Annotated in this window: 11 protein-coding genes; 10 read left to right on the top strand and 1 reads right to left on the bottom strand. The window is 51.5% G+C overall.

What is annotated here, in order from left to right; translation table 11 throughout:
- Nucleotides 1–21: 21 nt before the first annotated feature.
- From FYJ24_RS06255 to FYJ24_RS06220, 8 genes are all read left to right on the top strand, one after another.
- Nucleotides 22–1,065, top strand: coding sequence for an ABC transporter substrate-binding protein (locus FYJ24_RS06255; RefSeq protein WP_154544652.1), 1,044 nt, complete (start codon nucleotides 22–24; stop codon nucleotides 1,063–1,065).
- A gap of 142 nt (nucleotides 1,066–1,207) precedes the next feature.
- Nucleotides 1,208–2,737 carry a sugar ABC transporter ATP-binding protein gene (locus FYJ24_RS06250; protein WP_154544650.1) on the top strand — a complete coding sequence of 510 codons (1,530 nt, stop codon included), beginning with the start codon at nucleotides 1,208–1,210 and terminating at the stop codon, nucleotides 2,735–2,737.
- The gene (locus FYJ24_RS06245; protein WP_206192549.1) at nucleotides 2,734–3,792 is read left to right on the top strand and encodes an ABC transporter permease; all 1,059 of its coding nucleotides are present in this window, start codon (nucleotides 2,734–2,736) and stop codon (nucleotides 3,790–3,792) included. Before FYJ24_RS06250 ends, FYJ24_RS06245 begins: the two co-directional genes overlap by 4 nt.
- The gene (locus tag FYJ24_RS06240) at nucleotides 3,789–4,865 is read left to right on the top strand and encodes an ABC transporter permease subunit (protein ID WP_154544648.1); all 1,077 of its coding nucleotides are present in this window, start codon (nucleotides 3,789–3,791) and stop codon (nucleotides 4,863–4,865) included. Before FYJ24_RS06245 ends, FYJ24_RS06240 begins: the two co-directional genes overlap by 4 nt.
- Nucleotides 4,866–5,150: 285 nt before the next feature.
- On the top strand, nucleotides 5,151–11,051 hold the full coding sequence (locus FYJ24_RS06235) for an immunoglobulin-like domain-containing protein (protein WP_154544646.1): 5,901 nt from the start codon (nucleotides 5,151–5,153) through the stop codon (nucleotides 11,049–11,051).
- A 79-nt stretch (nucleotides 11,052–11,130) separates the two neighbouring features.
- Nucleotides 11,131–15,840, top strand: a complete 4,710-nt coding sequence (locus FYJ24_RS06230; protein ID WP_154544644.1) for a family 43 glycosylhydrolase — start codon at nucleotides 11,131–11,133, stop codon at nucleotides 15,838–15,840.
- Between the two features lie 543 nt (nucleotides 15,841–16,383).
- Nucleotides 16,384–16,602, top strand: coding sequence for a hypothetical protein (locus FYJ24_RS06225; RefSeq protein WP_154544642.1), 219 nt, complete (start codon nucleotides 16,384–16,386; stop codon nucleotides 16,600–16,602).
- Between the two features lie 515 nt (nucleotides 16,603–17,117).
- Nucleotides 17,118–17,810 (top strand): IS110 family transposase, encoded by a 693-nt coding sequence (locus FYJ24_RS06220; protein ID WP_154544640.1) that lies wholly within the window; start codon nucleotides 17,118–17,120, stop codon nucleotides 17,808–17,810.
- On the opposite strand, the gene FYJ24_RS06215 is transcribed toward FYJ24_RS06220, so the two are convergent.
- The gene (locus tag FYJ24_RS06215) at nucleotides 17,760–18,260 is read right to left on the bottom strand and encodes an ATP-binding protein (protein WP_154544638.1); all 501 of its coding nucleotides are present in this window, start codon (nucleotides 18,258–18,260) and stop codon (nucleotides 17,760–17,762) included. The two genes, FYJ24_RS06220 and FYJ24_RS06215, sit on opposite strands and share 51 nt — an antisense overlap.
- A 61-nt stretch (nucleotides 18,261–18,321) precedes the next feature.
- Between FYJ24_RS06215 and FYJ24_RS06210 the strand changes: the two genes are divergently transcribed.
- Both FYJ24_RS06210 and FYJ24_RS06205 read left to right on the top strand, forming a co-directional pair.
- Nucleotides 18,322–18,600 carry a hypothetical protein gene (locus tag FYJ24_RS06210; RefSeq protein ID WP_154544636.1) on the top strand — a complete coding sequence of 93 codons (279 nt, stop codon included), beginning with the start codon at nucleotides 18,322–18,324 and terminating at the stop codon, nucleotides 18,598–18,600.
- A 210-nt stretch (nucleotides 18,601–18,810) separates the two neighbouring features.
- Nucleotides 18,811–22,683, top strand: a complete 3,873-nt coding sequence (locus FYJ24_RS06205; RefSeq protein ID WP_154544634.1) for a beta-xylosidase family glycoside hydrolase — start codon at nucleotides 18,811–18,813, stop codon at nucleotides 22,681–22,683.
- The last annotated feature ends 2 nt before the right edge of the window (nucleotides 22,684–22,685 follow it).

Genomic DNA, 22,685 nt, shown 5'->3' with positions numbered 1-22,685 from the left:
AACTCTCAAGGAGGAGTTTTAATGAAGAAATCAATACGCAACATGGCACTGGCAATGTTTGCCGCGGTGTCTATGGTGTCTTTGTCTGCTTGTGGCGGCGACAAACCCGCTGAAAACGCCGCATCGGGCGATACAGCGCAGTCATCTGAAGACAAAGGCGAAGCAACAGGAGACTGCCCTGCAGATCTATCCGGTAAGACAGTTGGCTTTGTGGCAGTTGGTCCTGAAGGTGGCTGGCGAGATGCCAACGAAAAGAACGTGCAAGAAGCATTCAAAGAAGCAGGCGCTGAGGTAAAGTACGCTGGCGATGCAAACAATGACCAGGCATCTCAGCTAAAGGCTTTCGATGACTTCCTCACCGCCGGGGTTGACCTGATTCTCTTGTCTGCGACGGAGGCAACTGGTTGGGAAGAAGCACTCACTAACGCCAAGGATGAGGGTGTCCCCGTCATCCTGATTGACCGCATGATTGAACCTGATGATCCAGAGCTGTACGTTCAACGCTTGGCCCCCAACAATGAAGAAGTCGCTGCAAATGCTGCTAAATGGGCCAATGAAACATTCCCTGAAGGTGCAAACTATGTCACATTAGAAGGTCCTTCTGGGGTCTCTGTTGTGAACGAACGCAACGCTGGCTGGGATTCAGCTATCAATGACAACTTCACCAAGAAAGACGCACAGACTGCCAACTGGTCAGCAGAAGAGGGCAAGACAGTGTTAGCGGCCATGTTGAAGGCCAACAACAACGATATTCAGCTGGTCTTCGCCCAAAATGATGAGATGGGACTTGGTGCAGTCCAAGCTGTTGAAGAAGCAGGTCTAAAGCCTGGAGAAGACGTCAAGATCATCACCATTGATGGAACAGAGCCCGCACTCAAAGCTTTGGCAGAAGGAAAGCTCTCCCTTGTTGCAGAATACAACCCACTGTTTGGTGCGGATGCAGTGAACACTGCTGTGGCAGCGCTATGCGGCGAAGAAGTTGAAAAGAACTTCATCGTGGAAAGCGCGATCTTCGATAGTCCTGAAGCAGCTAAAGCTGCTCTAGAAGAAGGCCGTGAGTTCTAGCCTGCGTCTGTAGAGCACTTGATCCTTTGATCTAGTCGCTGCGTGGTCCATCTGCAAAGATTCTATTTGGGCCACGCAGCATTCACCCCACGTTGTTATTTGTTACAGAACACTCCCTTACCATTACGTTTAGTGAGAGACCATGACTCAAATGGAACCGATCGTGAAGATGGAGAACATCTCGGTCGAATTCCCGGGTGTAAAAGCCCTACAAAATGTTGACTTCCGACTTTTTCCCGGTGAAGTACATGCCCTCATGGGAGAAAACGGTGCCGGCAAATCGACACTCATTAAAGCCCTTACGGGAGTAAATAAGCTTGCCGGTGGCACAATCTATATTGATGACAAACAGGTGCGTTTTACTGGTACAGCCGATGCGCAAGCTGCCGGAGTGGCTACCGTCTATCAGGAAGTAAACCTCCTCACTAACCTATCGATTGGTGAAAACGTCATGCTTGGCCATGAGGTCCGTGGACCTTTTGGTGTTGACTGGCGTAAAACAAATGAAAAGGCGAGTGAGGCCCTCAAGCGCCTCGACATCACTCATCTAGATCCTCGCACACCACTGTCAGAAATCTCCATCGCGATGCAGCAGTTGGTAGCAATCTCTCGGGCAATGGCATTACGGGCTAAAGTACTCATTCTTGATGAGCCAACATCGTCCCTCGACGATAACGAAGTGGCTGGCCTCTTTGCGGTTATCCGCAAGCTTCGTGAAGAGGGAGTGGCTATTCTATTTGTCTCGCACTTCTTGGATCAGGTTTATGAGATTTCTGATCGCATGACGGTATTGCGCAATGGAGAGTTTGTCGGTGAATACATGACGAAGGATTTGCCGCGCAAAGAACTGATCGAGAAAATGATCGGTAAGGAAATGACAGCATTTAGTGAGCTGTCGAAAGAAGCAAAAGCTGATCGCAGGGAAGACACAGGCGCTCCATCTCTCAAGGTATTGCATCTAGGAAAGAAGGGGACACTCAAAGCAACTGACCTGGAACTGTATCGGGGCGAAATCATCGGATTCGCAGGCCTACTCGGGTCAGGAAGAACTGAGTTGGCAAAACTCATCTATGGCGCCGATACCCCTACCGAAGGTTCCCTTGAGCTTGATGGCAAACCGCTCAAACTGCAGAATCCAGCAGTCGCTTTAAAGAACAAGGTCGCGTATTCAACTGAGAACCGCCGTGATGAAGGAATACTTGGCGACCTCACGGTTCGCGAAAACATTATTGTCGCCCTACAGGCGATTCGCGGTTGGGCCCATCCGATTCCTCGCAAAGAACAAGATGCGCTATGTGAAAAGTACATAAAAGAGCTTAATATTCGACCACCAGATCCAGAAAAACTCATTAAGAACCTCTCTGGCGGTAACCAACAGAAGGTCCTTTTGGCGCGCTGGTTAGCAACAAAGCCTCAGGTGCTCATTCTCGACGAGCCAACCCGAGGCATCGACATTGGAGCAAAAGCTGAGATCCAAGAGATCATTCTGCAGTTAGCTTCTGAAGGAATGTCCGTAGTGTTCATCTCTTCCGAACTAGAGGAAGTGGTTCGACTCTCTGATCGCGTTCTCATTCTCAAAGATCGTGCACCGATCGCTGAAATAGAAAACGGCCCTGGAGTCAATGTCGAATCAATAGTGAATGTTATCGCAGCTGGAGGCGATGCAGCGTGAAAGATCTGCTGAAAAATCAGCTACTGTGGGCCGGTGTCGTGTTATTGGTGTTAGTGGGCATCGTCCTTGCTAAGAACCAAACTGGCATCTTCGGGTATGTGAATGGTCGCATTACCAGCCCTCTTATCGATATCCTCCAAGACGCACCACCCATCATGATGATTGCACTGGGAATGACACTAGTGATCGCTACCAGTGGTATTGACCTATCTGTTGGTTCAGTGATGGCCGTGGGCGGAGCAACCGCTATGCAATTCTTGGCTAACAGTGCGAATGGTGATTCGGCCGCAGCTGCAGCTACTGCATTCGTCCTCGCGATAGTTGTTGGGACGGCGTGTGGTGCATTCTCCGGTTTCCTAGTGTCGGTAGTGAGATTGCAGCCCTTCATTACCACGCTGATCATGATGATTTTGGGGCGAGGACTCGCTAACGTCGTCACTGGTGGAAAGAACACTCCCGGTAACTCACCGACGTTCAACTGGATCACGCAGGGAAGACTCTTTGGAATCCCTGTCGGATTCATCATCGCGGTGATAATCCTTCTTGCTGTAGCTGCTTTGGTGCGGCGCACTGCTCTAGGCATGAATATTGAAGCTGTTGGAATCAACCCCGTTGCAGCGGAAATGACAGGTATCCGATCTTCCCGAATTCTGTTCATGGTGTATACAATCTCGGGCCTCTTAGCTGCGATCGGTGGCTGTTTCGCGGTTGCGCAAGTAGGAACGGTAGAAGTTAACTCTTCAGGTACTGGCGCAGCTTTAGAAATGGACGCCATCTTGGCGGTCGTAATCGGCGGAACGTCTCTCGCGGGCGGAAAATTTCACCTGGGAGGTTCCTTCCTTGGGGCACTGATTGTGGTGACACTTACGCCAGCAATGGTCTACCTTGGAGTTCCAGCCCCGGCAGTCCCCGCTGTTAAAGCAGTCGTGATCATCTTTATTTGTCTTCTTCAATCAGAGCGCCTGCGTGGCTGGTTTGTTCGTAGAAAGAAACCGACTGGCAACGGCTCTCAAGCACAAGACAAGGCAACAACTTCGAAGGCGGTGGCAGCATGACCTCGCAAGTTAAGAGACGTCAAAGCTTTCATATTTCACGCGATACGTACACCACGTGGGCTGCTGTCATCTTATTTTTTGTACTGCTTTTTGGCGGTCAAATGGCGGTTGGAAATATTCTTAATGCGGGTACTATTTCCAACCTGCTTATTAACAATGCCTATTTGATTATCTTGGCAGTAGGCATGACGTTCACTATTCTTACCGGCGGTATTGACCTATCAGTCGGTGCGGTAGTGGCATTCAGTACCGTTGCCGGGGTAACTCTGATCCAGGCTGGTTGGAACTCCTGGCTTGTGGCAGTTTTGATGGTTCTCATAGGTAGCGTATTCGGGCTATTTTCAGGTATTTTGGTCCGTTTTTTCAACGTTCAGCCATTCATTGCCACTCTATCGGTGATGTTTCTTGCTCGTGGTCTCGCGGGTGTGCTAACAACTGAGTCATTGGTGATCCCTAAAGACTCAGGGTTCTTAGTTTTAGCTACAAAGTGGACCATTATTGATGGCGCCAAGCGTACTGACAGGTTCTATTTGTCTCCCAATGTTCTTATTGCAATTGTGATTGTGGGTATCGCATTCTTCTTGCTACACAGAACCCGCTTTGGACGTACGGTCTACGCAATCGGCGGTAATGAGCAAGCTGCAGAGCTGATGGGACTCCCAGCACAGCGGTCAAAACTTCTGGTCTACATCGTATCGGGTACCTGCTCTGGACTTGCAGGTGTCGTCTATGCGACGAATGTCGGGTCAGTACAGAACTTTATTGGTACTGGGTGGGAGCTGGATGCAATCGCGGCAACGGTTATTGGTGGAACGTTGCTTACGGGAGGTGTCGGATACGTTCTAGGCTCTGTTGTTGGTGTGTTGATTACTGGCCTATTGGCCACCTTGATCACTGTGTCATCCTTTGAGATTCCCGGCGTACCCGCAGGGTCAACTGCAGGGATTATTACGGCACTAATTCTGCTGCTGTTTGTACTCTTACAAAAGGCAATCACTTTTGCCGGGAGGAGCGGGCCGGCAGGACCAGAAGAATCTGCCCAAATACTTCAAAAAGAAACAGAAAGAGCGTGATATGTTCGTGAGTCCCCGTGGACGACAATAAACTAATGAAGACTATATAAGGCAATGAGTGAGAGCTCTGAGGTTTACTGTAGACACCTCAGAGCTCTCACTTAAGCCACGAAATATTTGTATTTTTGGGGCTGGGGCATAACTTGTTGCCGTAGCTCACAGCATGAGATCCCAACACAAATAGGCCATTTTATGGTGCCACGACGAAGTGGGATAAGAATTATAGTTTATATTTATCGTTTCAGCTAATAATCTGCTTGAGAAATACGACCAAAGGAGAAGTGCGTGAAGCGCAAGCAAATAATAGGCCAACGAAAATGGACTGGAGGTGCAATCTGTGCTGTTTTGGTCGGCTCCATGGCATTTGCGTCAACAGGCAGCGCATTTGGGGCAGAGGCAGAAAGCACGTTGCCAACTAGCGGTCTGATTGTCGACTACGATTTTTCTCAGACAACCGGAATAGAAATTGCCAATAGAGTCGACGGAAGTGACTTTGGCCCTGCTGAGGTAAAAAACAGCAGCGATGAACTGTGGCGTAATGGGGTTCTTAACCTGCCTGGGGGAAACAAAGACACGACACCGTGGGTGCAACTTCCAGAGGACCTTTTGAAGGACAAAGACTCTGCAACAGTTCAGATGGAAGTAAAACTGACAGAAGAAACACTAAACTCGTGGCATTTTCTGTGGAATATTGGCGGTCCAAATAACACACAGTATTTATTTGCTTCGCTTAGCCGCAATGCTGTACCAAAAGTTGTTGTACGTGAGTCCAGTGCTGGCAACGAATTTGTGACTGAAGCGCAGTCGAATCCTGCGCTTGCTGACCAGTGGATGTCGGTTACAGCCGTAATCGACGGTAGTGGCGAAAAAGTCAAAATATCTCTCTACGTCGATGGAAAACTTATTGCAGAAAACGTTGGCGATTACAGTCCGGCCGACGTAACTGATCAGTCGCTTAACACGATTGGACACTCTCCATGGCCAGATCCCAACATTGGTGGTGCGGTGTCTACATTCCGCATTTGGGATCGGGCCATTACAGCTGAGGAGGTTGCGAGTATTGCTGACTTAGACGCGATAGCTCTCAAAGACCAAATCGAAGCGTCCACTCTGGAAATGTTGGGGTCCCTGGGAATTGCGGACGGCCAAGAAGTTGAGGGAGACCTTTCTCTACCGACGCGTTCAGGCGCGATTACCTGGGCGTCTTCGGCACCGGAGGTGATTTCCACCCAGGGAACTGTGACACGGCCCGCCTATGGTGAATCAGCCGTTGACGTCACCCTTACCGCCACCACGACTGTGCGTGGAATTGAGGTGTCACGCGCTTTTGCGGTCGTTGTCCTCCCTGAAGCAACCTCTATCGCTGACCGGCTAGAAGCAGATGCGCAGGCGCTGCAGATCCACAATGCGGAGCAGATAAAGAATGATTTTGGTATTCCAACATTGGGAGCTTCAGGTTCAACTATCTCCTGGGAAATCACTGGGGGAACTGATGTACTAGCCCTGAGCGAAGGGGTGAATGCCAACTCAAAGACCGTCAAAGTTGCGCGCCCTGCCGCTGGAACAGAGGCTGCTGATGCCTCACTTAAGGCCACGCTTAGCCTTGGCGACCAGAGCATAGTCAAAGAGTTGCCTGTTACGGTTGCTCCAATGCCCGGCGTGACTGAAGAAACTGAAGCATATGTATGGGCATTCTTTACTGGTGAAGGAGATGGTGCGGAAAAGGTTAGCCTGGCCGCTTCAAAGGGAAATGATGCGCTGGCGTGGAACACACTCAATGACGGTCAACCGATTTTTGAGTCGACTGAGGGCACTGAGGGCCTGCGGGATCCATTCATCATTCGTTCACATGACGGCGACAAGTTCTATCTCTTGGCAACGGACCTGAAGATTGCGGGCCTTCCAGGAGGGTTCACCACCGCGCAGAGAGAAGGCTCCAAATACATTGAGATTTGGGAGTCTGATGACCTAGTAACATGGTCAAACCAGCGCCACGTGAAAGTATCGTCAGATTATGCTGGAAATACCTGGGCCCCTGAAGCTTACTGGGATGCCGACCGCGGACTCTACGTTGTCTACTGGGCATCGAACCTGTATGACACCGCTGATCCGTCAGATCGCAGCGCTCTTACCTACAACCGAATGATGTACGCAACAACACCGGACTTTGTAACTTTTTCTCAGCCGGAAGTTTGGGTGGATGTAGACCGTCGTGGGCAAGCAGGTGCAGGCACCATTGATGTCAGTGTTGCCGACCTTGACGGCGTCTACTATCGGTTCATCAAAGATGAAGGCAACATGACGTTGCGTCAAGAGAAATCCACCGACCTATTGGCTACGGTTACCGACTCCTTACCCGAGGCCAATGGCCCTGCGGACCAATGGACCTTGGTTAAAAGTGAAGTTGCTGCAGGGCAACCAAATGGGGTTGAGGGAGGCACTTTCCGTCAAGGAGAAGGTCCCAATATTTTCCAGGGCAATGCTGGCGACGTTAACGGTTACAAGTGGTATCTCTTCATTGACCAGCCTGATTACCACGGCGGCCCCAATCATTATGTACCTTTTGCTTCCAATGATCTTACCGACGGTGAATCGTGGGTATCGGTTGCCAATAAGTTGCGCGATAACCTTCCTCAAAATGCCGATGGCGGAAAGCCGCGACATGGCACCGTAATTCCGGTAACCAGAGCGGAGTACCAGAAGGTACTGGAGGAATACCAGCCCGACATTGCTGTAAAGACTGTGGATGCCATTGAGGTTCAAACCAGTATTGGTGTCCATCCGCGCATGCCTAAGGCTCACATGGTTATGGCTGACGGGTCGACTGCTGATGTCGATGTGACGTGGGAAGATATTGCGGATGATAAACTTGCCACCGCGGGAAGTTTCACTCTCAACGGCGTCGCTCAGGATGCCTCACGGATGCCAGTTGAGGCGAGGATTACTGTCACTGATGAGCCCACTGCGGATCTTGAAAGCCTCACTATTGCGGGACGGGAGGTTGATCTCGATGTCGAACCTCTTACCGCTGTAGTCGATAGCATCATCGGTCTTCAACCAAGTGACATCCAGGCGGTGCCTCGCAATGTGGGTATGCGCACTGAAATTGAGATATCAGAGGATACGGTGACAGTCACTGTCAGCTCTGAAGACGCGACAGTCACCCGGGTATATGAAGTTCGACTGATAGCTCCGACTGCTGCATATACTATGACCCACAGTGATGGAAAGCTTGTGGATGTTTCGGGAAATGGAGCGGATGCACCTTTGACCGGACTGGCCGATGATGCTTTCAGCAGTTATGGCGATGCCAATGTTCTTGAGTTCGCCAACAATGGCTATGCGTCTATTCCCTCAGGTCCAATCACCTCTGCGGACAACGACTTCACCGTGGAAATGACTGTCAATGCCTACAGCTCAGCAAACCATTTCGCCTGGGTCATCGGTGATGGAGTGGGAGCGTGGAACACGACAGCTTTGGGAAACCACGTGTTTGTCAACCCCAACAGCGCTCAAAGTGGATACGCCGAGAAAGTTCTTGCCGGTATTCGCGTGAAGTCCGGAGACAATAATGGTGAGACTCGGGTCCCTGAAGGCGGCCCAATGAATCCGGGATTCTCGACTGTGACACTAGTATCCAAGGGGCAAACCCTCACCGTGTACGTGGATGGAGAGAAAATTTCGGATGTCACCCACGACAAGTCACTGAGGGACATCATTCCTTCTGGCGATATCTTGGGATATCTGGGGCGCTCTCTGTATAAAGATGATGCGTTGTTCACCGGCATGGTTTCTGATATGAAGATATGGGATCAAGCATTGACCGCAGCGCAAGTTAAGCAAACAATGCCGACCGGTGAACAGAAGGCTGATCTTAGCTGGGCTGTGATTGAAGACAGCCTAGAAACAACCATGTTGGGAAGTAACGAGTCGGCCGATGCCGTCACAGAAAACCTAGCGTTCCCCTCCTCCATTCGCGGAGTTGCCTTGACATGGACGCCGTCGGATAGCGAAGCGGTCACTGCTGAGGGGAAGATACTTCCCGTCGTTGGCGACCGAAACGTGACTGTTACTGTCAGTGACAATGCTGGACATTCGAAAGAAATATCCATAGTTGTCAAGGGCGAGAGTGAGGAATTGGTTCGGACCAGAATTCAAGCTGATCTTGACGCCATAGTGCTGAAAGATCGCACAACAGAGAATCTGCCGCTTGTCGCTATTGGGCCAAAGAACAGCTCACGAATTACGTGGAACTCTGCCGATCCATCACTCATCAGTGGCACCGATACCGAATACCAAGCGCCAACGGTGGGTGCAGCTGATCCATATCAGGGCGCTGGTATTGTGACTCGTCCCAGTTACGGCAGTGGAGATGCTGAAACGACTGTCACTGCCACCGCGACACTGAGCGGAATCGAGATTTCTCGGGACTACGCGGTCGTGGTTGCTGAGCAGGGCCGTACTGCGCCAGATGCGGGCTACGCTGCCGCATATTTTAAGTCTGATGGGCCTGGTGGTGAGAAGATTTGGATGGATGCTACCACTGAAAATGACTTCTTCACTTTCAAACCTGTCAACGAGGGTGAACCTGTCATTGATCTGCAGGTCGATACCAAGGGGCTGAGAGATCCGTATATTCTGCGTTCTCATGATGGCGACAAGTACTACATGATCGCTACCGATTTGTGTATCGGATGTGGGACTAGCTGGGGAGACGCTCAGTCGAAAGGCAGCCTTAAAGTCCATGTGTGGGAGTCGGTGGATATGGTCCACTGGGACCGCACCAACGGTGAAGACAGTGGAATCGTCGTCAATCAGCCAGAAGCAGGAATGACATGGGCTCCTGAAGCATATTGGGATGACGATTTGCAGGCCTACGTCGTATTCTTTGCGTCACGTCTCTACGGCGATGAGTCGCATACGGATACACCCGGTGGTGGGCATGCGCGGATGTTCTATGTCATCACGCGCGATTTCCAGAGTTTCACTTACCCACCGGTGGAATGGCAGAATACCGGATTTGCTCGTATCGACTCGTCAGTAGCAAAGATTGGTGACTACTATTATCGGTTTACCAAGAATGAAGATGGTGGTGCAGCCGATGGATTGGAACGCGGCAAAGACATCTTCTTAGAAAAGTCAGCTTCTCTGACCGCACCCACTACCCGTTCTGATTGGAATGCTGATCCTCAGGAGACGTGGCAGCTCATTGACACGGCAATGACCGCTCCAAAAACCCGGAATAACGGTGAGGGCCCGGAAATCGTCAAGCTCAACGAGGACGATCCAAATAATACAGATGACGATGACGGATATGTTTTCCTCGTCGACAACTACAGTGCAGGAGGTTATGTTCCATTCCTGACAACCGGAACAGAGATCACCTCTAGTAACAAGGATGACCGTCTGTCATTGCGGGATTCCTGGAACCCTGGCCCCAAAGACGGTTTGCCTGCTAGTCCACGTCATGGCGCGTTTGTGAACGTCCCCCACAACGTTCTTGACGCTATGCATACGTGGGGAGAACGACCGGCAGTGGGGTCGACACTTACCGTTGAAGATGTTGCCGACAGGACAGCAATCATTCGCGTTACCGCTGATGATTTAGGTGATGTTGCGGGAACCGTGACCTTCGTGGCTGGCGAATGGAAGGAGACCGTTGCGCTCAATGTCGGCTCTGGAGATATGGGAGCAACCGCGGCTGTGACTGTTCCAGGCAATGTGGGAGGAACCGTCTTTATCACCTACAACCCGCACGTCGACAAATTGGTGAAGGCCTCTTCAGGACAGTTCGACATTCAAGTTGCACCCGAACCAGTCCAGGTCAACAAGGACCAGCTGGGTAAGGTCATCGCTCTCGCAGAGAGTCTCGACTCGACAGGGTATACGGATGCAAGTTGGGACGTGCTGACAAAGGAACTGAAGGCTGCCAAGAATGTGTTGAATGATCCGCAGGCAAGCCAGATCCTCGTTGATGAAGCCACAGCAAATCTTCAAAAGGCAATTGACAGCCTGGAAAAGATTGCGCCGACAGATCCAGGAAGCTCAGAACCGACTAAGCCTGATAATGCGCCTGACCAGGGATTGGCCATCACGGGTGCGACTATTGGCTGGCTCATTGCAGTCGCCCTGGTCGCGGCTGGATTGGGAGCTGCACTGCTGATTCGGCGTAGACGCACCAGATAGCGGTCAGGGTGGGGCTTCCACTAGGAGGCCCCACCCATAAAAGCCGTTGGACGTACCACGAAAACAATGGAGAAATCGCATGAAACCGGAAAGACAAACATCGCACCGACGGCGGGCGATTATGGCGATAGTTGGGGCTCTTTCTTTGAGCCTCACTGTTGCCCCAGCTGCCGTAGCTGACTCAGCGGAAGGCTCTGATGCCAGCATAGTAGCGCATTACAACTTTACTGACGGGAACGGCGACCGGGTTCGCGACCTGTCTGGTACCTGGTCTGATGCAGAGATTATAGGAGAACCAACCTGGGGTGCCGGGTACTATGCGTTTGCGGGTCAGAGTCATATGAAGCTGCCTGATGATCTTCTCAAAGACAAAGACTCAGCGACGATCGTGGTAGAGACTCTGCCTGACGAGGCGTCTTTGAGTGGCAACAATTTCCTGTGGAATATTGGTGGCACAGCCAGCACAAATGAAGGCACTGGCCAGTTTTTCCTCCACCTACCTGGAAAGAAACTAGCAATTACCAAGACGAATTGGTCTGGAGAAGTTGCCGCTAAGTATCAGGATGTATCCGCAATTCCCCCTGGCCAATGGAGCTCGGTTGCAGCAACTATCGCACCTAACGAGGACGGGGCAACGTCAACGCTGGTTCTCTTCATCAACGGAGTAGAGGTTGCCCGCAACGATAATTCTTCAGTGAACCTCAGAGATTTGGCAAATCATTCGAATAATCTTCTGGGTGGATCCGCATATGCTGCTGATGCCAAATATCGAGGAGGAGTTGCAGATTTACGAATCTATGACGCAGCACTTACTCCTGAACAGGCACAAAGTATCGCGGCTGAAACAGCAGCTGACGTAGCCGAAGCTCAGATCGAGTCTCTGAGCTTGGGGGACACGATTGGATTGCGCGCGAATATTGATCTCCCAACTAACGGAGGAATCACGTGGGAATCTAGCGATCCCTCGGTCATTAACGCCGAAGGAAGAGTATTCCCAGGTAATGAAGAGCAATATGCTGTCTTAACTGCCACCATCAATGTGCGCGGCGAAACTGCGCGCAAGGACTTCGAGGTGACGGTCGCCGCTGCGGCATCAGAGACCGACCTTGCTCAACAGGATCTGAATGCCATAGAGATTCCAGATTCGGAGGCAGTGAGGGGCAACATAACTTTGCCTTCAGTGGGGATCGTCAACGAATCTCCTATCTCATGGGAATCTAGCGATGAAAGCATAATCTCTACAAAAGGAACTGAGGAGATTCCTGCGGGTGTTGTGACCCGTCCGGAGGTTGACACACAGGTCGTTCTGACGGCTACTGTCGCAGGCACAGAAGCGCGTAAAGAGATTACTGTGACGGTATTGGCTGCTCCGGAAAACCTCGACACGGATTACAATGCGGGATATCTTTGGTCTCACTTTGCTGTTGAAGATGGATACGAACGCATCTTCTTTGGTTTTAGCGATGATGGCCTCCACTGGGAAAAGCTCAATGACAACAAGTCAATTCTTTCAAACCTCGGTGGCGACTTGGGAGTTCGTGATCCGCACATCTTCCGATCTGCAGAAGGCGACCGTTATTGGATTATCGGTACTGATCTTCATGCTGAGGGTAGTGGCAGCGGCGGCTCCGGTTGGGACCAGATGAATGCTAGCCAAAACTTGGTGGTGTGGGAATCAACTGACCTCGTGAATTGGAGTGATCAACGCATTGTCTTTGCGGGGTTTGATGATGCTGGTTGTGTGTGGGCACCTGAAGCTTTCTATGACGACATCAGCGGCCAATACTATGTCTATTGGGCGGCCCGTGATAGGAAAGACGCTAACTCCAACAACTGGGCTCTGCGAGTCTACTTGACGAAAACTCGGGATTTCCACAGTTTCACAGAGCCAGAAGTGTGGTTGGATTACAGCGATTCGTCCACCACAAACGATGGTCCAAATATCATCGATACCAGCATCGCAAAAGAAGGTGACACTTACTATCGCTTCTCTACTTCCGACTGGAGAACTGTTGTTGATACAGCAACAAGTCTAGATGGGCCATGGGTAAATGCTATTGCTTTGGGTGAGGATGAAGCTCATGGACTGTCTTCGCGAATGGAAGGTATCACGGTATATCAGCTCCCTGACGGACGTTGGGCGCTCATGGGTGACAACTCAGGCTATAAAGCATTTGTCACAGATAGTCTTGCATCTTTACAGTTCACGCCACTGTCGGTGGGTCCTGAGGCAGATCAGTTCTCCTTCGATGAGAAGTTCCGACATGGAACAGTGCTGCGGCTCTCGCAAGCAGAGCAAGACAGGATACTAGCTGCGTACGCTAACTCCGATCCGGAAGAGCCCCAGGTTCCCGAGGAAGAGCAGGACGCGCCAATCGCCGAGTACACCTTTGATGATGACTCGCTCAAGGATTCACGCGGTGATAATGATCTGACGGCTCACGGAACCGCAAGTGTTACGGAAGATGCCGAGAGAGGCAAGGTTCTCACTCTTGACGGTGAGAGCGGAAATTATGCTTCTTTCCCGAAGGGATTCTTCGACGGGCGTGACACCATGACAGTGTCGATGGATGTCAAGAGTGAATTGAGCTCTGGCAATTTCTTCTCATTCGCATTTGGCCAGAATGATCAAAAGTACTACTTCTTGCGTGCTCGCGGTGGCGAATTGCGTAGTGCTATTACACAAGCATCATGGAACTCTGAATCAGCAGTGGCTGGCTCGATTCCTTCTGGCGTGTGGAATAACGTGAAAGTGGTCTTCGCTGGTGATGTGATGAAGGTATATGTCAATGGAATGCTGCTGGGCGAAGAAACTATCAGTACCTCAGTATCTGACCTTGGTACCGACGTCTTGGGATACTTGGGTCGTTCCTTTTACAGCGGTGATCGTTATTTCAAGGGCAGTTTTGACAATATCAAAATCTATAATCGTGTTCTTTCGGACGCGGAACTCACTGAAGGTGCTCCGTTAGTTTCCTCTGCTCGGCTGGGTACTATTCCAGAAGACCCAGAAAGCACGCAGGGTACCGATGACCACACGGCTGTTGTGTCTCATTTTGATTCTGATGGAAAGACTGTCACCAGCTACGTGCGGAAATCGGCAGATTTATCTGCGCTACCAACCTCCTTCGTTGTTGGCGGATCCGTCAGCATCCTGTTGGATGATGAACCGTTTGAGAATGGCTCAACAGTCGACTATTCGCAAGGCGATCAAAGCTTTACTTTCGTTCGCGAAGGAGATAACGCTGAGACCGAAACGTGGCTTGTAAAACCACCACTACAGGCGGGCAATCCCGTACTTCCCGGGCAGTATGCAGATCCTGATATTGACATTCTCGATGGGAAATTCTGGATTTTCCCGACAACTGATGGGTACTCTGGTTGGGGTGGAAGCCAGTTCCATGCGTGGTCATCAGAGAACTTGGTTGACTGGGTCGATGAAGGTGTAATCCTCGATGTCAAGGATAAGAATCCGGGTGTAAACGCGAAGGGTGTCCAGATCGCTTCGGTTCCTTGGGCAAATGGTAACGGTTGGGCACCGACTATTGAAGAAAAGAATGGAAAGTTCTACTTCTACTTCAGTGGACACTATGATGCTCAGAACGCCAAAGCAATCGGGGTCGCCGTAGCTGATTCGCCTGCAGGGCCATACGTGGCTCAATCCGAGCCACTCATCACCGTGCAGGATATGCGTGATCAAGGTATCTCCTTAGGGCAAGCTATTGATCCATCAATCTTTACTGATGAAGATGGCACCTCCTATGTATTGTTCGGTAACGGGAACCCCGTGAAAGCCGAGCTTGCTGAGGACATGGTCAGTCTGGTTCCTGGAACTGCCAAGAACATTAGCGGCCTGCAGGACTTCCGAGAGTCAGTTGTTGTCACGAAAATTGGAGATACTTACCATTGGACGTGGTCTGTGGACGACACCGGTAGTCCCAACTATCGGGTGTACTACGGAACGTCAACATCCCTGAATGATGCAGTGGAATATCACTATCCATTGCTCCAAAAGGATGAAAGTGCAGGCATCCTAGGAACAGCACACCAGTCGGTTTTGTCTAACGGGAATGACTACTATATTGCGTATCACCGCTTCTACACACCGTTGGGCGTCTACACTTCGGGACTTGGATATCATCGTGAAACCAGCATTGATGTCATAAAACTCGACGAAAATGGACTCATGAGACCGGTGACACCGACAATGGAAGGCGTCGCAGCCACAAGTGTCTATCAGGTACCTGCTGAAACTACACCGTCGATTGCCCTCAGTACGCAGGAAATCACGGCTGGTGAGACTCTCACAGTTACAGGAAGCAACTGGGCACCTGAAGAGGAAATCGCAGTCTCTCTAGAGTCTTCTATCGTAGTACTCGATGCAGGTGTACCTCCTGCGGTCTCGGTGCAAGCAAGCGCTGAGGGGACGTTCTCGGTGGAGATAGTTCTTCCAGGGTCACTCAGTGCTGGACCGTATCGAGTGGTTGCGACTGGAAGTGAAGGCGTAACCGTTTCATCTGGGTTGACTGTCAAGGCGAAGGATTCCTCTGGTGGTGAAGAGCCCGGTGGTGGTGAAGAGCCCGGTGGGACCGACGGTTCGCATCACAACGGTGATGGTCAGAGCGACGGAAAAGACAGTCCCAATGCCGACGATTCGGATGACAAGGGTCAAGGAACTTTGGCTGTCACTGGTGGAGCCGTTGGAATGATGGTTTCGATAATGTTGTTGGCCACCATGTTGGGATTCGCTGTCCTGATTGTTCGTAGGTGGAAGGTCTTGAAGAAGTAGCACTCCTGGCTTGCCAGCTACGCGTTTGAGTGTGGTTTTGTTACAGGCGCAGAAAGGGCTGTAACAAAACCACACTCTCGATTAGTCTCCCGACAGATAAAGATAGTATTTAAACTTGGATTAAAAGCTGCTATTTAATGGAGTGGTCACGAGGCTGCGGAAAATTAGTGAACGTGGACCTATGAGAGCCGGTTTGGATGTCAGTGGAATCTCTGCAGGCTCTAGGACACGTCGCATAATATGTCGGCAAAATATGGAAAGTCTCCATGGAGTGTCCAATAGCAAGCAGGATTGTATACAGTTATAGAAATAATCAGATGGGGCTAAGCTAGATGTTAGCGTTAACCTCTGTATGTGTGTTGCAGGTAAACAAAGCCGTTTAGATTTCTCTTTTGCCACCAAGACGTGAGAGGGAGGAAAGTACTATTTTTGGAATTTCTGGGACTGAAGCCCTACTGCTCGTGGCGATACTTGTGATGATTGTCGGACCTTCGCGTGCCGCAGGTGGTGAAGAGTGCTCGAGGGTTCTACGACCGTGCTCGCGTGATGTGGCAGGAAGTTGAACAGCGCTCGAACCAAACATTGACTGAGGGACTGAAAGAAAGTGGCTTGGAAGAACTAGACCCACGTCAGCTTTGGGAGCGACCGGGTGTTTCACAACGAGAAACTTCCCAATTTATCGCAGTTCCCCCGCCATTGCCTCAAGTTCCCGAGCTGGGGAATGAGTCTGCTGCTGAATATCTTGATGGACGAGGAGGATAGAAAGAAAACGTCCGGTTTGGGGAGTTACAACCGCACCGGAAAGGGATCGCACAGAAAAAAGTGATCCCGATGTTAAGAAGCCCCCCGAATGTTAGCCGGTAAGCACATAGCATTCGGGGGACCCCACTTCAGAGTATCTCATCATTTTTGGTGAGAAGCTCTGTCATGTAACGGAGGATCCCAATTGAAAATGCAGAAGAATAGGAGGCGCGTTGATACTGGTTAGGTAGTTGACCGGGGCGTGACCCACAGCTTGGCTGACGGCCCTTTGGGATACTGGTAGTGGGTCTGGGGTGTGACCCTCCGCTTGACTGACGATTTTTTTGAGGGTCTGTCCTTGACGTGTTTTGTCCGCCCCAAGCCAACTACCTGGAGGCCATGGGAGACATGACCTCATAGGAGCGTGACGCTCCGTGAGTTACTCGCATTTCTCATGGTAGCCGTCTCATCAACCTCTTGTCTGCTCCTTTTGGTCTCCAGTCATATCGCAACAACTGGAGACAAAGGAGGATGTCATGACGATAGCAATGCAAAAGCAGGGTCAGGAAACCTGGCTGGTCAGTGAAGAAGGAGGGGAACCCCGCTTCTATGTGGGTGTTGATACTCATAGTGACACGCACACGATCGCGGTGCTGGACGCCGCTGGCAGGACGCTGATGACCGCTACGTTCCCGGCGACGCCTACGGGTTACCGGAAGGCGATCAAGACGTTGGGTGAGTTTGGTGGCCCCTCCCAGGTCAGCGTGGGTGTTGAAGGCACCAACTCGTATGGGGCTGGTCTTTCTCGCGCTCTTCAAATTGGTGGTTTCACCGTGTTTGAGGTATTGAGGCTCGCCCGCCAGGTGCGGCGCATGGACGGTAAATCCGATCCGATCGATGCCGCCGAGGCGGCCCGCACTCTGATGAGTGGGAAGGGCATTTCGATCCCGAAAACCGGGAGCGGGCCTGCTGAAAGCCTGCGTTATTTGAACGCGGCCAGAGACAAATACGTGTCCGTGATGACTGCTCTATCAAGTGCGATTCTCTCACTGCTTGTCACCGCACCTTTGAACATCCGGCAGAAGTATTCCAAAGGCATAACTGTGTTCTGTCAAGTTTGGGTCGGCCGTTGTGCTGGAGTATTTTCCGGCCGTTGTGTTGGTTTGGGTTTTGGTGTGTTATTTCATGAGGGCGTGTGTTACTCGCCAGGATTGTCCTTGGTGTCGTAGTAGGTGTCCGTGGTGGATTAGTCGGTCGATGATTGCGGCGGCGATGTTATCGTCTGCGAAGATGGTTCCCCAGCGTGAGAACTCAATATTGGTGGTGATTATGAGTGAGGATCGTTCGTAGGTGTTAGAGATTACTTGGAAGAGGAGTCTGGCTCCTTCTGGGTCGATGGGGAGGTATCCGAGTTCATCGATAGTGATTAGGTCGAACTTGGACCAGTTGGTGAGTTCTTTGTCGAGTCGGCCATCATTTTTGGCTTTTCGTAGGGTCATGACTAGATCGGCTGCGGTAGTGAATCTGGCTTTCATGTTGTTTTGGCAGGCCAGGCGGATCAGGGCTGAAGCGAGGTGGGTTTTCCCGCAACCAACATTGCCGTAGCAGATGATGTCTTCATGGCGGGGAATAAAGGGAAGCGGCCACCATAACCGTGGAGGTACTTCCCTATGCAGCATCGCTATCGGGTGACAATTTCTTGTGGGTGTGTCCTACGTGACCCGTGTGTGTGGAAACCCCGTGATCGCACAACTGAGTGAGGACATGACCAGTTTGGTGCCTGGCACAGTACGAAACATTCAGGTGCTTGCTGAGGATCAAGACCCCGGAGATGAACCTGAGGATGAGGAAGCCACTACTCCTGAGTCCGATAAGAATTCACCATCGCAGAAAGAGTCTTCTGCCCAGGGCGGCCTGGCCGTCACGGGGACTGGCGCCATTCTCTGGGTAGGACTAGCTGCGGGCATGCTTATGCTGGGTCTCGTGTTGCTATGGATTCGTAGGAGGCGGCTGATCTAAAGAGTTATCGAAAGAAGAGGAGTCCCCCTTGTAAGCAAGGGGGACTTTTTCGTCGATACGCTTGAATACCGTGAAAGGTAGAGGCCCTTTTGCAGATTTGGGAAAGGGCTTGTGTCCCCGGGACCAAAATGTTAGCGTTAACGCTGTCCATGGTTCAACACTTCAAAGGCTAGCGAAGCCGCTAGCTGTGTGCGAAAGGGATCCGCATCTATGCGAAGAGGCAAAATACGTGTTTTTGCTGCAGGCGCGGTGCTATGTGTGATGGGTACTTCTTTTACCTCTCCCGCATTGGCAGCGTCAGCCGAAGATTTTATATTCGAATCATCTCTGACATCTACAGATAACGCGGATGGCACCTACGACGTGCCATTGCTCAAATCGGACGTTCCTGACGTGTCAGTCACCAGAGTGCCAGCTGATGAGAACGATGAGGGCACTGACATCTACTACATGGTGTCCACGACCATGCACCTGAGCCCCGGCGCTCCGATCATGAAGTCATATGACCTGGTGAACTGGGAGATTGTCAACTATGCGTATGACAGGTTGAGTACGGGCGATGCGTTCTCATTACGCGACGGAAAATCTTCTTATGGGGAAGGTCAGTGGGCAACCTCGATCCGTTATCACGACGGTAAGACTTTTGTGCTTTTCAATACCAACAATTTGGGTGGGGCATACATGCTCTACACAGATGATCCAGAAAACGGAACGTGGGAAAGAGTCCAGTTTGGCCGAGCCATGCACGATCCGACACTGTTTTTTGACGAGGCAAACGACGGTGCCCCGTATGTATTCTACGGCAACGGCAATCAGACAGCGGTGAAGCTAGACCCAGAACAGAACTGGAAGATCGTCGAAGAATATCCTGAGATTTTCAAACAATCAGACTATTCCGCTGAATGGACCAAGGGACTATTTGAAGGTAGTCAGTTAGCCTATATCAACGGAATGTATTACATGGTCATGATTACTTCCGGATCAGGGTGGGCTAGGCAGGTTCTGGTTTTGCGCTCCCCATATCTTTTAGGCCGTTACGATGAACGGTCGGGAGGGAAGAACACCTATGAGGACCATTCTGGACTCAACTCAAACGGCTACGCACAAGGAAGCCTAGTAGAGGTGGACAACGGGGACGGCACCACTACCTGGCACGGGTTCTTCTTCCGTGACACCTATCCGGGCGGCCGCATTCCGGCTCTAATCCCTATCACATGGCCTGAAGAGGGTGAGGGGACTACCCCCGAAGAGACTGTTACGCTCGGTGAGAATATCGTCGACAACGGTTCTTTTGACGAATGTACTACCGATGGCTGGCAGTATGAGTACACAGCTACGCTCAAGGCAATAGAGGACGACCAGCGCGGATGTGTTTTGTCTGTGAGCGAGCGGAAAAACAATGGGTCAGGGCCGTCGCAAAAGATCGGAGATAAGCTCGTTGCGGGGGTAACGTATGATTTCAATGCCAGCTTCTACTATGACTCGGTTAGCTCCGGCGAGGTTCCTGAGAGTACTCGGTTCCAGCTCCTTGTTAAGGGGCCCGCTAATGTTGGTGGCCTCGATCAGTACGGCCTGCTCAAAGTAGGTGAAGTCTCGGCTACGCCTGGGCAATGGGTAGAAGCAGGTGCATCATGGACTGTGCCTGAAGAACTGGTGGGTCAAGATATTAAGTTTGTCGTCGAAACGCCGTGGTCCGCTGATGGGTCATCCAGTCGAATCAACTATCTGATGGATGATGTTTCTATCGTCGGGCACGGAAGTAATGTGTTAGCGGACGTCGAATGGACCGCGCAGAGAGGCGGTACTCTCACTCGGACTGAAAACGGTATCAGGATCACCGATCGTAAGGAGACCTATTCCGGCCCACACGCAGACATAAAGGGTCTTTTGAATGCTGGCGACACGTACCAGTTTTCAGCGAAACTACGCTACACGGATGGTCCTGACACGCAGAAGTTCATTTTCACGCTCTGTGATGAAGGATTCACGGGAGCGTGCCGCGGGGTCCAGCAGGTGGAGGCAACCAAGGGAGAGTGGGTTGACTTCAACCAAGCGATTACGGTTGGAGCGGACTATTCTTGGGCACTATTTGAGGTTCCCTGGAAGTCTGCAGGCACTGCGACTGCCGATGACCTAGTTGACTACGAAGTCGCCGATATTTCTTTGGTGAAGACCGGGGCGGCGTCAGGTGGATCTTCGGATGACAGCTGGCCAGTCTTTGGTCGCAATGGTGTGGTCGGTTATCCAGATACGTTCGACCACCTCATCACTTTGGATACTGCTGAGAGCAATCTGGCCCGTTCCAAGGCAGTTGTCACTTCCGACGATTTCTTCAATGATGCTGGCCGGCAACCATGGACGTATGAGTATGAGCGTTGGGGGCTTGAAGGCGATGCCCTTGACGAAATCGCGTATAACGGATCTGACTTACGGGCACAGTGGGAATGGAATCACGCCCCAGATAACCGCTACTGGTCGTTGACCGACCGTGATGGGTGGCTACGATTGGAGACTCCCTCCGTAGTTACTGGCAAAGCTTCTCACCGAGGTGGGGGAGACAATGCTGGCGGACTGACCTATTTGGAAGAAGCTCGTAATACTCTGGGGCAGAGGGTTGTGTTCCCACGGATGTCAGCCGAAACTCGACTGGACTTCAGTCATCTTGCTGATGGTGACACTGCAGGTTTGGCGATTTATCACCGCGCATTCACTTATGCTGCGGCACGAAATGAAGGCGGCAAGCTAACAGTGGGGTTGGTTGAGCGCACTCCAACGGACGTGAACAACCAAAAGACTGCCATTGATGCAGCTGAAGTTGAGGCATTCAAAGAATCTGTCAAAGTTCCTGAGGGGCAGAAAGATGTCTATCTGCGCGTTGACACCGAAGGCGTTGACGGGCAGTCGATGAAGGCATGGTGGTACTACTCATGGGACGGTAAGACGTGGAAGCCGCTGGGTGGTCAGACACAAACCGCCTTTGGATCATGGCAGCCGACTCACTTCATGGCCCCGCGGGTTGGACTCTTCAACTATGCAACCAAAGATGTGGGAGGCTACGCAGACTTTGACTACCTCTATCTCTCTGACGCCGATCGCACAAAAGAAGTATCTTCTGCCCGTCTGGAGTCAGCTGTTGCGTATGCTGAGTCATTAGACCTCACCGGTGGATCCTGTGAACTGGGAGAAGATGTACAGTTCTGGCTTGGGCAGGCACGCCAAGCACTAGCGGACGGAGTGTCGACCCACACCCAGGCCGACGCGCCAGTTGAACGCCTTCAGCTAGCCATGGCCGAATTCTTAGCAGATGACTCTGGACAAACCTGTACCGAGACGCCAGAGTTCAAAGGTGTGCTCAGTGCCAGTAAGGTCAAGGCCGGTGAAAAGATCGAGATATCCGGTACTGGAGCAACAGGAAAGGTGACGGCATTCCTTGACGATCTTGAAATAGGATCAGGTGCGGGGGACGAGAATGGCGAATACTCCTTCGCAGCAACGATACCGTCGACAACACTTTCCGGGTCACATGAGGTAACAGTGAGGGATGAGTCGGGAGCGACTTGGACCGCGAAGATACAGGTGGAGCCAGCTGGAGAATTACCCAGCGGACAAGTCGCGATCACTGGTACTCCCAGGGTTGGTGAGCTACTCAGCGCATCGGTCACGGATTGGCCAGAAGGCACAGAATTTACCTACCAGTGGTTCGCTTCTGCCAGTGCTGATGGTACAGAATCGAGCATTCTTGAAGGTGCTAACGAGCAATCGTTGCGCTTGTCCGAAGAATACGCTGGGGCGTGGTTGGGTGTTGAAGTCACTGCTTCCCACCCCGAGTTTTCATCTCCGCGCACCGTAGCCTCCGCATTCGTCGGGCCTATCGCACAGGCTTCTGGTGGCGGAACTGACGGCAGCGACAATCCTGGTGAAGGCCAATCTGGTGAGCCAAGTGGAGATAATGGGAGCGAAGGCTCCTCCCAGGAAGACCTGGCTTCCACCGGTGCATCCTCTGTTTTGTGGCTATTGGCGGCAGCTTCGTTACTAAGTGCGGGCACCATATCCATTGGGTGGCTGCGCAAGCGCCAGGGATAAGT

This window comes from Scrofimicrobium canadense (genome assembly GCF_009696615.1).
GTDB lineage: Bacteria > Actinomycetota > Actinomycetes > Actinomycetales > Actinomycetaceae > Scrofimicrobium > Scrofimicrobium canadense.
Note: the sequence above shows the minus strand (reverse complement) of the source record. Positions and strands in the feature narration are given on the sequence as shown.